Source organism: Gimesia benthica (assembly GCF_009720525.1).
Classification (GTDB): Bacteria; Planctomycetota; Planctomycetia; order Planctomycetales; family Planctomycetaceae; genus Gimesia; species Gimesia benthica.
Map to the genome: position 1 here is coordinate 1,327,376 of NZ_CP043930.1, position 13,552 is coordinate 1,340,927.

The 13,552-nt window shown below is 56.1% G+C and carries 7 protein-coding genes; 2 read left to right on the forward strand and 5 right to left on the reverse strand.

Annotated features, from left to right (window positions below; all coding sequences use genetic code 11):
* The first annotated feature begins 72 nt into the window (after positions 1 to 72).
* Positions 73 to 1,998: a DUF1592 domain-containing protein gene (locus F1728_RS05125; RefSeq protein ID WP_155363195.1), complete on the forward strand. Its 1,926-nt coding sequence runs from the start codon at positions 73 to 75 to the stop codon at positions 1,996 to 1,998.
* A 93-nt stretch (positions 1,999 to 2,091) separates the two neighbouring features.
* The gene (locus tag F1728_RS05130) at positions 2,092 to 3,480 is read left to right on the forward strand and encodes a DUF1552 domain-containing protein (RefSeq protein WP_155363196.1); all 1,389 of its coding nucleotides are present in this window, start codon (positions 2,092 to 2,094) and stop codon (positions 3,478 to 3,480) included.
* A gap of 89 nt (positions 3,481 to 3,569) precedes the next feature.
* Here F1728_RS05130 and F1728_RS05135 read toward each other — a convergent pair whose 3' ends face one another.
* The 5 genes from F1728_RS05135 to F1728_RS05155 all read right to left on the reverse strand — a co-directional run bounded on the left by F1728_RS05135 (position 3,570) and on the right by F1728_RS05155 (position 12,800).
* A complete protein-coding gene (locus tag F1728_RS05135; protein WP_155363197.1) occupies positions 3,570 to 4,991 on the reverse strand; it encodes a DUF1501 domain-containing protein in 1,422 nt (473 codons plus the stop codon).
* Positions 4,992 to 4,999: 8 nt separating this feature from the next.
* On the reverse strand, positions 5,000 to 8,158 hold the full coding sequence (locus F1728_RS05140) for a DUF1549 domain-containing protein (RefSeq protein WP_228030512.1): 3,159 nt from the start codon (positions 8,156 to 8,158) through the stop codon (positions 5,000 to 5,002).
* Between the two features lie 74 nt (positions 8,159 to 8,232).
* On the reverse strand, positions 8,233 to 9,873 hold the full coding sequence (locus F1728_RS05145) for a FecR family protein (RefSeq protein WP_155363199.1): 1,641 nt from the start codon (positions 9,871 to 9,873) through the stop codon (positions 8,233 to 8,235).
* A complete protein-coding gene (locus F1728_RS05150) occupies positions 9,866 to 10,390 on the reverse strand; it encodes a sigma-70 family RNA polymerase sigma factor (protein ID WP_155363200.1) in 525 nt (174 codons plus the stop codon). Before F1728_RS05150 ends, F1728_RS05145 begins: the two co-directional genes overlap by 8 nt.
* Positions 10,391 to 10,721: 331 nt before the next feature.
* Entirely contained in the window at positions 10,722 to 12,800 is a 2,079-nt protein-coding gene (locus F1728_RS05155; protein WP_155363201.1) for an alpha/beta hydrolase domain-containing protein, read from the reverse strand.
* Positions 12,801 to 13,552 lie beyond the last annotated feature (752 nt).

Sequence of the window (13,552 nt, forward strand, 5' to 3'; positions counted from 1 at the left end):
AGTTATTTACAGTATACCAGACAGCAATTACAATGAATGAGGAAAAAAGTATGCTGTCTGAGGAGTTTTTGAATGAGTATCACTAAGGCACATTTAGTCCGTAGCGCGATCACTGTGATGGTGCTGGGCATCCTGTGGTGCAGTCCGGACACGGGTCACGCTGAGTCCAAGGAAGATAAAACGCTGGCTGCACACAAAGCGGACGCCAAGCAGTTTTTCGATAAACAGGTTAAGCCCTTCATCAAAAAATATTGCATCGACTGTCATCAGAACAGGCGCCCCACCGAAGCCGGCCTCAGCTTTGACCCGGCTCTGCAAAGTCCCGGCCACGCCGCCTTCAGCGAGAAGTGGAAAAAGTCCGCAGCTCGCGTGAAAGCACACGACATGCCCCCCGAAGGTCTGGACCAGCCATCCGACAAAGAACGTCAGATGTTTGCAGAATGGCTGCAGAAAGTGAAATATCTCAGCCCCAAAGATCCGGGCCCGTTTGTCATTCGGCGGCTCACGAAAACGGAATATGGCAACACGCTCCACGACCTCTTAGACGTCGATCCAGACATTGTCGCCAGTCTGCCGGACGAAGTCAGCGGCGAAGGCTATCTCAATTCGCTGTCCCCGCTGCAACTCGAACAGTACCTGACCATCTCTGAAAAAGTCCTGAATCAGGTGGTGGCACCGGAAGGAGAACCACCTACTGAAATACAACAGCAGCTCTTTGGAGAAACTCCCCGGTCCGGGTCAGACGAGCAGGCAGCCGCACGCCAGGTCGCGCAGTCACTGGCACGAAAAGCCTATCGCCGTCCGCCCACTGCTGCAGAAATCGATGTCCTGCTGAATGTGTTTGATCTGGCAAAACAGAACAAACTCAGCTACCAGGCCTCCTGCCGACTGATGCTCAAGGCGATTTTGGTGTCGCCCCAGTTTTTGTTTATCACACCGGCTAAAGAGGTGGAGACGAAAAAGGGAATCGTGCCCCTCGATGATTTTCAGCTCGCCTCGCGTCTGTCTTATCTGCTCTGGGCCACCATGCCTGACGCGGAGCTGATGACACTGGCCGAACAGGGAAAACTGCATGAACCGCCAGTCTTGAAATCTCAGGTCACGCGGATGTTACTGGATCCGCGCTCGCGGGCTCTGTTTGATGGCTTTGGGGCGCAATGGCTCAAGCTGGGAGAGATACACACGCGAACCTTTGACCCTGAGAAATTCCCGCAGATGACCGCCGACATGCGGACAGCCATGTACGACGAAGCCCGCTTGTTTTTCGAAAGCATCGTCCGCGAGAACCGCAGCGTTTCGAATTTCATCGACAGCGATTACACGTACCTCAACGGGAACCTGGCCACAATCTACGGTCTGGAAAAAACCGTCACCGGCTCCGAGATGCGAAAAGTCAAACTGACCAACGGCAATCGTGGTGGAATCCTGGGAATGCCCGGGGTCCTCGCAGCGACTTCGTTCCCCAACCGCACCAGTCCCGTTAATCGAGGCGTCTGGGTCCTGGAACAGGTTCTCGGAGATCACGTCCCCGCCGCCCCGCCCAATGTCCCTTCGCTGGAGAAACAGGACAAAAAACAGATCGCCAACCTGACGCTCCGCGAACGGACCGAACTGCACCGCTCCGAAGCGGTCTGTGCCAACTGCCATCGCCTGCTCGATCCGATCGGATTCGGTCTGGAGAACTTCGACGCCATCGGACGCTGGCGTGACAAAGACGAAAACGGCCAGTCCATCGATGCTTCCGGTGAGCTCCCCGGCGGCAGGAATTTTTCCAACCCCCAGGAACTCAAAGCCATTATCGCCGACCACAGCGTAAAGTTTTCTCGCAATCTGGTCGAGCGTCTGTTAGCCTATGCATTATGTCGACGCTTGGAAGGGTATGACGAAATTGTGATCGATGAACTGATGCAGAAGATCGCGAAAGACGATTATCGCATGCAGACGTTGATCACCGAGGTCGTCACCAGTTACCCTTTCACGTATCGTCGGATTGAGTGACAGCCGGACCACACACCACCCTCTTTGCATGACGGATTTGCAACCCGTCGTACAATTTAAGTTTTCCTCTGCAACCCACCCAAAGGCTTTCCCATGAGCAATTATAAAGCAATCGATCGTCGTACCTGTCTGAAAGGCCTCGGAGCCGCCCTGGCTCTGCCTCTGCTGGATGTCATGGGTTGGGCCGAAGCCAGCGAGAAAAAAGCGTTCAAGCCACCGGTTCGTCTGGGATTCATGTATATGCCACATGGCGTAATTATGGATCAGTTCTGGCCCAAGGATCCCCAGACGTTTCTGAAATCGCCTCCCCCTGCCCTGGAATCGCTGCGACCTGTGATCGACCAGTGTCTGCTGATGAAGGGCATCGCCGGCGTTTCCAACGGTCCCTATCGCGGGGCTCCCCACGCACTCGAACTTTCAACCTGGCTGACCGCAGCATTGCCCGATCCGGACAAACGGGACGAAATCAGCATCTCGATCTCCGCCGATCAGATCGCCGCGAATTCCCTGGGTGCGTTTACCGCCCTGCCCTCACTGGAACTGGCGACAATGCCCCAAACCTGGAAGGAAAACCAGGCGGGGCTGAACGAAGCCTACTATTCGCACTGCAGCTTCCGCTCGCCGACCCAGGCGGTCCCAGCCGAGACCAATCCCCGCAACGTACTGAATCGACTGTTCAATAAGAAAGAACAGGGGGACGGACTGTCAGCCAACGGGATGAGTAGTTTAGATCGCAGCATGCTGGATCTGGTGATCGGCGGCGCCCGCGATCTGCGTCGTACGCTGTCTTCGACCGACCAGAAGAAACTGGATCAATATCTCGACAGCGTACGTTCGGTAGAACGCCGGATCGCCGCCATCGAAATGCGCCAGAAAGAAGCGGCCCTCGAGAAAGCGGGAATCCGCCCCAGCCGCAGTCACAAAACTGATTCGCCTCCTATCGAGATCAAGATTCCCGAAGGAGACAAACGCAGCGAATACATGCAGGTGATGTGCGATCTCAACGTGCTCGCCTTCCAGACCGACACGACCCGCGTCTGCACCTACATCGGTTCCACCCCGAATGGCGTCTCGTATCCCGAACTCGGTTTCAGAGACCAGCACCATTCGCAGACCCACCACAACGGCGAGAAGAAGAAGGTCGATAAAGTCGCCGCGATCACGAAATTCAACATCGATCAGTTTGCCTACATGGTCAATAAGATGCACAGCCTGAAAGAAGGGGACGGCACCCTGCTCGAGAACTGCATCATGATGTGGGGCTCAGGCCTCGAAGACGGCGACCGCCACACCCGGGCCAACCTGCCTTTCATTCTCGCTGGTAGTGGCGGCGGTGCGATCAACACGGGACGCTTCCTGCCTGATGTCAAAGGCAATCAGGGCGACCTGCTGACGACGTTACTGACTTGTGCCGGCATCCCGCTCGACCGCCCCGTCGGCATCGCCACCAAACAGATCTCCGAGATCCCCGCCAGCTCCTGACATCAGTAAACACTAACGAGACATCAAGAATCGATCTACTTAAACCAGGGGATCGCCGCTGATGATGCCCCCTTGTTTTAATAGTCAGTTCAACCAGTCACCAGCTTCGTTTGGAACTCCCCTTCGTTGACCGTGGGACGTTCGGGGCGGCCGTTGTATTCGTAAGTGAGTTTCATCCGATCCAGGCCCAACAGGTGCAGTATCGTGGCGTGCAGATCGTGAACGTGCATCCGATCTTCGATCGCCCGCAGACCCAGTTCATCGGTGGCCCCGATGGTTTGTCCCCCTTTGACCCCGCCACCGGCCATCCACATGGTGAATCCCGTCGGGTTATGATCGCGTCCGTCTCCCTTTTCCGACATGGGGGTCCGGCCGAATTCGCCTCCCCACACCACGAGTGTCTCATCCAGCAGGCCCCGTTGTTTCAAATCCTGGATCAGTCCAGCTACAGGCAGATCCATCGCCTTGCAGTGCTGGGTGTGATTCTTCTCAATCCCCGAATGCGCATCCCACTTGCTGCCGGCCCCATGATACAACTGCACGAAACGGACGCCCCGCTCCACCAGGCGGCGTGACATCAGGCAGAGCCGACCAAAGGACGACGTTTCCTGCTGATCCATCCCGTACAACTTGCGGGTGGCTGCGGTCTCCTGGCCCAAGTCGACTGCCTCGGGCGCTTCGGCCTGCATCCGAAAGGCGAGCTCGTAGCTGGCGATGCGTGCATCAAGCTCTGTCTGCCGGGCGTGCTGCCGGGCATATCCCTGATTCAACGATTTCAAATACGACAGTTTCTCGCGTTGTCGGGCGTCTGTCACACCTTCCGGATTATTCAGATTCGGAATCGGCTGCTTGCCTTCCTGTAAGCGAATTCCCTGGTACACCGCGGGCATGAATCCGGTCCCCCAGTTCCGCGGACCATTTACCACGGAAGAACGATTATCCTGCATGACCACGAACGAGGGGAGGTTTCTGTTTTCCGAACCGAGCCCGTACGTCACCCAGCTTCCCAGCGAAGGGCGACCGCCGATCAGCGAGCACGTATTCATCTGACAGACACTGGAGGAATGGTTCAGGCCATCGGCCCAGCAGGAGCGAATCACGGCAATGTCATCGACGCAGTTCGCAATTTCGGGCAGCCAGTCTGAGACCCAGGTCCCCGCTTCGCCATGCTGTTTCCATTTTCGTTTCGAGATCAGCAAGGGAGACCGGGATTCCCCGGCGGCGGTCAGAATCTCACCGAAGCTGTCCGGCAGAGTCTGTCCTGCCAGCTTGTTCAACAGCGGCTTGGGATCAAACAGATCGATATGGCTCGGTCCCCCTTCCATGAACAGGAAGATGATATTCTTCGCCGTCGGCTTGTGATGAGGAACAGACGCTGATCCCCCCGCAGCAGAGGAACTCTCTGCCTGTGCCAGCAGACTGGCCAACGCAACGGAACCAAAGCCGAGTCCGCTGCGTTCCAGAAACTCGCGTCGGGTGCGGGGTGTTTCAATATGTGGTGTAGAGAACATGGAGCGCCTCAATCAACGTATAAAAATTCATTGGAGTTCAACAGAATGTGACACAGATCAGCGAACGCCGCACGACGGGGATCACTGGCTGCTGTCGGCCGGTCATCCCGCGTGATGTCATACTGATGGGACGAACTGTCCTCAAACATGCCCGGCACGGGATCGAACCTCCAGTACCCCAGCGTCTTCTCAGTTATCGATTCCTGCGTATACAGCAGCGATGGTACATCCAGCGCCGCCGATGACAGGCGGACCTCGTCAATCAGCCCGTCAAACAGGCTATTCTTATTCTGGACCATGCGGCCGATGGCCAGCGCCAGACGATTGTCGTGCACTTCCACAGTCTGGTGCTGTTTCGTAATCTTCCCCAACTGCTCATCGTCGTTCGAAAGGTCCTTCAGGAAGAAGTCAATCGAGCCGGCCCGTTCGCCCGTCACATGAAAACTGACCGCGGCATAGTAGGGCGTATTGAATTCAATATGCTGATCCGAAAAGACAATCTCGTCGCCGATCTTTCCATTCCGCTTTTTACCATAGGTCCGAAAGACCAGCGTTTGTGGCTTCCGGCGCGAACCGCGGCCCGTCACACCAAACAGCCAGCCCGGCTCAGACACCTTGCCGCTCCACTTCGAAACGATCGTCCGCACCGCCCCGGAGTCATAGACCGACTTAATCTGGAAGTAGGCTTCAATGGTAAAATCATTCGGCGTCAGCCGCCGGTTATCGGCAACGTAGAACGAAGAAGGCTGATCGGCGTGAAACACCACCGACTGCCCGTTGCGATAAGGCATCGTCGCGGTTTCGAATTGTTGCAGATCGACGGTCGGTTTCTGTTCCGACAGCAGTTTCGATTCACGATCGAGAAACTCCCGGGCCTGTGACAGTTCACCGGAGGTCACCGGTCTCCCGAAGGCGATTTGCCAAGCGCGCCTCAGAGCCAACTCTTCCTGGTCGGCTGAGGGAACAGCGGCCGCTTCCTGGAAAGCCCGTTGCGCAAGCTGATCAGCATAACGCAGCATTTGCTGACTGTTGAACAGCTGTAGTGACTGCACGGGAGACGTTGTTGTATCGCGGGCCGACACACTGGTGAAGAACCGGGGCAGGTCGAACACCTGCAACAACGGATCACGGCTGTTGCGCATCATCCGTAAATAGATGGACCGGCGGGGGACGCTGGGAGTCACACCGGGACCGCCGGCCTTGAGATCCAGTTGGCTGGTCACAGCCAGGATCGAATCGCGAATCTGTTCCGCATCCAGGCGGCGTGTCTCTGCACTCCAGTAAAATTTGTTGGCAGGATCGAGGGCGAACATCGAGGCTTCCCGTGGATGCTGCGTCGACTGTCGATAGGTGGCTGAAGTGACGATCAGACGATGCAGACTCTTGAACCGCCAGTCCCCGTCCAGAAACTGCTGCGTCAGCCAGTCCAGCAATTCGGGATGCGAAGGCGGCCCCCCCAGTCGACCTAAATCGCTGCTGTGCGGCGCCAGCCCTTTGCCAAAATGGTATTGCCAGATTCGATTGACGATGACCCGCGTCGACAGCGGATTACTGTCCTGCGTGAGCCAGCGGGCCAACGCAGTCCTGCGACTGGTGGTCCCCGGCTGTGGCGAACCATAATATCCGTCCGCCGGTGTCTCCAGAATCGTCAGGAAACCGGGCTCGCATTCCGTACGTTTCTTGGGAATCCTGGTCTGAGGTGCCTTCCCCCCGACATCCCGGACCTGCTGTGCCAGTGGCAGCGGTTCCGGCTTCAGTTGATCGAACTTCGCCAGCTTACGTCTCAATGCCAGAATCTTTTCTTTCGTTTCGCCCTTGAACTGTTTGTCGAGATTCCGGTAGTTGTGCTCTACCTGTCGCCAGGCCAGCTCGACCAGCTGCTGTTCCCGCGGAGATCGTTTCTCTTCCGGTTTGTGAATCATCGCCTGGATATCAGGCGGAAAGGAGATGATGACGGCCCGGGCCTTTTTCCGATACGGTTCCTCCAGTTCCGCAAGCTCCTCGCGAATCGCTTTGGTCGCCTGCTCCCAGGCACTCATGTCACTGCGGTATTGTTCCAGTTGTTCCGGCGTACCCACTTCCTGGGCGGTCTCAATCAGAATCGGTTCGAAGAAGGCGCGTAACTGAAAATAGTCCTTCTGCAGGACGGGATCGAACTTGTGATCGTGACAACGGGCACATTGCATCCCTACTCCCAGGAAGACATCGCCGACCGTATCCGTCAATTCGTTCAACATGATATCCCACTGACCGGCGACATCACGGCTGTTCCACTCATAAATCCCGTGCGTCAGAAAGCCGGTGGCTATCTGGGCATCGACTTCACCGGGAAACAGTTCGTCCCCCGCCAGCTGTTCCTGCACGAACTGACTGTAAGGCTTATCCTCATTCAGCGACCGGATCACATAATCGCGATAGCGCCAGGCGTTCGAACGATAGCCATCGGCCCGGTAGCCGTCGGAATCTGCGTAGCGGACCACATCGAGCCAGTGCCGGGCCCAGCGTTCGCCGTAACGCGGACTGGCCAGCAGACGATCGACCAGCCGCTCATAGGCATCAGACCGCTGATCCTGCACAAACTCCTGCACTTCCTGTGGCGAGGGAGGCAGGCCGTGCAGATCGAAATAAACCCGCCGAATTAATGACTCCCGATCCGCTTCCGGTGCCGGCGTCAACCCCTGCTTTTTTTGACGAGCGAAGATAAACCGGTCGATTTCGTTTTTGCTCCATTCGCCGGTCGCGGCAGGGACCGTCACAGCCTGTAGAGGCTGAATCGCCCACCAGGCGCGGTCTTCTGCGGTAAACCGGGGGCCCTGCTCTTTGCGCAGTGGAACCGTATCGTCGGCCCCGGGCCAGGGCGCACCCAGCGCAACCCATTTTTCGAGGATCTTAATCTGCTTCTCGGAAAGTTTACCCGCGGGCGGCATTTCGTACGATTCATAGCGCACCGCCTCAATCAGCAGACTTTTCTCCGGCTTGCCGGGAACCACCGAAGTGCCCGACTCGCCTCCCAGCAGAATGTGGCCGCGTGTATCAAGTCGCAGGTCCCCCTTCTGTTCCTTGTCCCCATGACAGGACCAGCAATGTTCCGCCAGCAACGGGCGGACTTCGTTCTCGAAGAACTTCATCATTTCCGGCGAGATATCAGCGGCGTTCGCCGCAGACATCGTCAGCAGAGTCATGAAAAGCCAGCACACGGTTGTTGTGAATCGATGAAACATAATATTCCAAGGTGAAAGCATTATTTAACGGGCGGAAGTCCGACAATAACCACCGGGTCAATCCGGTCGGCGTCGTCCTGGGCATCCTGCAGGAACAGTCCGGTAATCGATCCGCCCGGCGGAATCTGCATGTCATCCAGATCAATCCCGACGGTAAACAACCGCGAGGGAACCTGATGCACCAGTTGCGAGCGTGCCACGATCGGCAGCGGCGTTCCATCGTCGGCGAAATCAGAACTCAACTGGGTCAAACGGCAGCCGGTCATGATCTGTGCCTGCTCGGAATGACCGTCGATGTCATATTTCCGCACCGTCATCGGCCGGGCAGTCGGGTGATCAGTCTGCGGGTACAAATGAAACACGTCCCCCTCCAGCGAGTGGGCGATCGACTGGGCATCGAAAATGATCAAGTCGGGTCCAGGTCCATTCACCACCGGTTGCTTGAAAACCAGGTTCATACCGGGGGTGCCGTTGCGTCCCAGTTGAAATTCGCCCTGGTGCACTTCTTTCTCTCCGCCCGGGTTGATGAAACCTGAAGCAAACAACAGATTCATCGGGCCGAAGCGGTTGAATTCCTCAGCGGGCGCCTCGGCGGGAACGACCCCGAACGCATGGGAGCCGGGCCGATAATGATTCACGACCGGCAGAATGAAATCGTCGGCCTGATAAATCCGCTGCACTCCCGCCCGCTGCACGGAGACAGACGCCAGCGACTTTGCCCGCCCCTGTTCGTCGGGAACCGCCTCATAAGCAATCAGGTGGTCGGGAATGGCGTCGATATAGTCTTGAGTCGACTGCTCACGGTCTCCGTCCATTACATTCAGGTCGGTACCCACATAAGCGGTCTCCCCTTTAAGCAGACGCTTTTTGCGGGGATCGCTCAGTGAAGAGACTTCCGCCTCACCATCCACGACGGCTACATTCGAGGCACCGTCTTCAGCAACTGTCACAGAAAAACGCGTCCCCAGGTCAACCACATTGCTGGTCGGCGTGCTGACCTTAAAACCTTCCGCCCCCTCGGGTGCATAGACCGAGCATTTGCCGAGGTTCACCACCAGTTCCTCTTCCTGCGCCACCTGGAACAGTGCGGGGGCCTGGAGAATCACTTCCGCTCCCGAGGCAAAGCGGATTTTGACCATACCGTCCTGCAGCATATAGTTCTCAGCAAACCGCAGGCGACTGCCCGTCAGCGTGGGAAAACGTGTTCCCCGGAAGACCGCCCGGTGGCCTGCAATCAATGTTGCTTTAGAAAACGGTTCCTGCGGCGATTGATTGTTCGCAGTTTGATTTGTTTCTTCCTGAACTACCGGGTCATTCTGTTGTACTACCTGCTGAAGTTCATTGCCCGTGGAGACAAAGAGGACAGCCGCCACGACCAGGCAGGCCACAGCACAAACTGTCAGCATCCACACGCCCCAGGGGACCGATTTCTTTTCTTGCGGGTGACTGATGTGATAGTCGGGAACACTTCTGCTGATTTCCACCAGCTCCATCAGGGAAGCATCGAGACACATCAGTTCCAGGTACTGTGTCTGACGTTCCGGCTGATCCAGCAGCAACGACTCCAGTTGTTCTGTTTCTGTCTGATCGAGCGGACCATCGGCGAGCCGGTGTAACAGCCGCTGAAATTCCGCGTCGTCCCGTTGATCTTTTTCAGGCATGTTCCACCTCCGACACACGTCGCTGCACACAGTCTCTCAACTGACCGCGGATGCGGCCCACCCGGTCATAGAGGGCGTTGATTTTCATTCCCATCTCCTCCGCCACGGACGCACATTTTCGCCGTTCCCAGTAAACCTGCTGCACCAGCCACAGATCCTTCTGACGCAGGGACTTCAAACATTTCTCCAGCGATGAGAGTTGCATATTGGGAGCACTGCTGCCCTGCATCCGCTCAAAGAGCTGGTTGAGCAACTGTTCGGAGAAATGGTGCCGATCACGGGAAGAGACGCGCAGGAAGTTTTTCACTTCATAAAAGGCGATGCCCATGGCCCAGGGCAGAAAATCGCATTCCGCGTCATATTGATCGAACTTGTCCCACAGGATCATGCTGCAGCGTTGGTAGACATCTTCCGCATCCGTATGATCCGTCAGCAGCGAGTAGATAAACGCATACAATTGACGACGATGGGCCGTCAGCAATGTTGTGAACTGCAGTTCCTGTTTTTTCTGTTCCATGAATTAAATCAACCATCATTCGAGGCAAGCCAACTCGCGATGTTTCAGTTCTACAAGTAATCGTACACTCATTCTTTTTTTCAGGTCGCCTTTTGAAAAGAATCTGTAGATTTCTGACAAAGACTACAGATCAGAAACGTTACTACAGCAGAAACAATTTCAGATATCCCCTTTAATAACAAACAGTTACAAACAATCGCCACTCACAATCAGAGCTCATCAGGGAAGTAGATAAAACTCCCCTCCGCGCAGCAGTATACCTGTCTGCAGAAAGTACAGACAGGCGTTACCGCTATCAACTATCAGACTGACTTATTGAATCCAGCGGGCCTCACTTACCCTGCTCTGACGATTCTGCTTTCGCATTGATTTTCACAAACAGGGGTGCCACCCGCTCACGCTGCGTTTGCAGAATCCGTTCTCTATCTTCCTGCAGCAGATAGCCTGCTTTCTCATAAGTCTCGCATTGGGCGGCCAGCTGTTCGAGGTACGCTTCCAGTGTGCCATAGCGTTCTTCGACCGACGCCCGGGGATCGCCCCGTTGTTCGCGTTCAGCCTTTGTCAGCGGAAAGGGAATATACGAACCCGACAGACTGTAAAGCTGGTTGGCGGCCGGACCGTTCTCGCTGCGTAAGCGCCAGCTGGCATAAGTGGCCACCGGCACCGCAACCTCGGGAGCCGACAGACATCCCAGCTCATTCCCATCCGGACCGGAACGGGGAACGAGCACCCTGTAATCGCCGCGCGGCAAGGGAGGTTGCAGATCCACGATACGTTCCTTCTGCCAGCGGGGACCGAAATCCAGGTAGGATGGTTGCTGAATGACTCCCGGATAGCGAATGCCGGGAATCTGTGGAAACCCGGTGGCGTTCTGAGTCCAGCTCACCAGCGTCCCTTCGCTGATCTTCGGATAGACGCTGGCCGGAGGTGCGGTTCCCTCTTTCGCCCAGTTGTCGAGCGAAAGCAGCAACGCACGCAGGAACGGTTTGTAATCCGCGGGATTGGGAGCCGTCTGACCATCCCCCTTCTCGGTTGTGAATCGGCTCGGACCATGCTGCGTTCCTCCGATGATATAGATCCGCACATTTTCAGGCAGCGCGACATCAGTAGTCCCCAGAGGATCGGTATGCGAGAGTGATCCGCTCCGGTTCCAGTACTCCGAAGAAGACTGCGTATGCATCACCAACGGTGCAGTGCCACTGGCCTCGGCCCGGGTCAGAATTCCCTCAGTCAGACCTGACAGCGGATCTTTCTGGGCAGCATAAGCAAAGGGGAAACGGTCCGGCGGATAATCATGATGATCGTGCTGTCCCGCATGCCGGGTGGGCTGGGCAAAGCGATGGTTAAACGATCCCATCCCGGATCCGGAGACGTGGGGAATGATCCCCTCAAAGACCCTCTGCCCCGCTTCGTCTTCATTGAAGCCCCAGTACATCATCTCGCGTAAAAAACGCCCGCTTTGTGAGACGCCGAAGGAGTGCGCCCGCTCGATCACAGGCTTACCTTCGACCAGCAACGGATTCCCCTCTCCCGTCCCCTGTTTCAAAGCCGAAACCAGATCGCGTACCGCGGTGAAACCGGTTCCCATCACGACGGGATCCTGCGCTTCGTAAATCAGTTCGTAGATCTGCAGCTTCTTCAGTCCGGCCGGATACTCGAGTTCCACTTTCGGCAGCTGTGCGGGCGAATCGCTGTCGACTTCTGTGACATGCAGTTTCCACTCCGAACGGGGAATCGGCACCCGCGGATGACTGGCCAGCAGCCGATGCGTCAACGTCGCCTCCTTGAGCCCCTGAGCCGTCGGACGATAGGAACCATGGTTCGCCCAGTTGACGACAGTCCGCGTGGTATCCTTGCCCGGCACGATTTCACAACGCACCTTACCAGTAATCGGCTGCTGGATCACCGGGGGAACAAGGCTCAGACGACTGCTTCCCGGCAACAGTTCGCCGTCCCAGCCGCTCGAAACATAAGTGAAGCCCTCTCGCATCAGAAAACCGTCACCCGCCTGTTTCTGCGTTTGAGGATCATTACCCCCCGAAGCGAAGTTTAACATCCGCAACGCAGTCAGATTGCCCCGGTTATTGACATCGTACAGCAGCGCCCCGTTGCCTTTGCTCAAATCCTTCGGTGCCAGGATGAGCAGATCCGCCGACAGTTCCACGCGGCCCGCTTTGTTGCGCGGTGCCAGCTTCAGATCGACAACGTTCTGATTCTGTGGCAGTTCGGGATCGAGTTCATAATACACGCGGCCCTTAATCCGTTCGTACTCTCCGACTGACCCAAATTTCTGACCGTCGGCAAACGGTTCGCGAGTTAAAATTTCAAAGCGCGTGAGCTCCGCAGCCAGCGATCCCACAAGCAGACAGGAGACAAGTGTAATAGTGAGGACTTGCAGTAAACGATTCATGAACTTCCCAGTTGTGAAACACGCTGAAGACTCTGTAGGCAAAAACAAACTACCGTGTGAGGTATCACTACTGAACCACGCACGGCTGCTTAAAAGTATATCGTGTGCACAGTCCCCCAGTCCACCGGAGGTAAGTTCTGTAGAGGCTGCCGACGTACCTTCGCTCCCCTCTCGTTCATGATTTTTCAGCATGCGCTCAATCTCCTTCCCGATATCCAGTGCAGTTCTGTCTCCAGAACTGAATAGATTGCCCTTGATCGGCACTTCCCGAATCCTATTCTTGTGTAATTGTGCTTCGCGCGCGAGGCGGACGATGCGTGCACCGGAACACGACGCACAGGTGACTCAGAAGCACCTGAATCGGCGTCGATTTTTCCAGTTTTTCACCAGCACAAAATGAACCGGTTCCCAATGTCTCGTTCCTTTTCAAATCATTTCGGAGCACATTCAGAGCATTTCACAGCAGACTCACCCCCACCTCACTGAACTTCCAGAAGACCTCGGCTCATACTTTCCGCTTGACGCCCCCGCGCCCTTCAACAAAATTGTTTGACTGGCTGAACCACAAACCACTCCCCCGATCACTTTGTGAAACAGGAACTGACAAATCATACAGATCGGCACCAACCGGGAAAGCTGAGTTTCCAGCTCCTCCCCTTATACTGGTTAGTTCCGGGATACTGCATGAAGACTCTATGAATAATATGCTGCATCACCAGCGGATGATTTGCTCAACACAAGGTCCTTAGGTA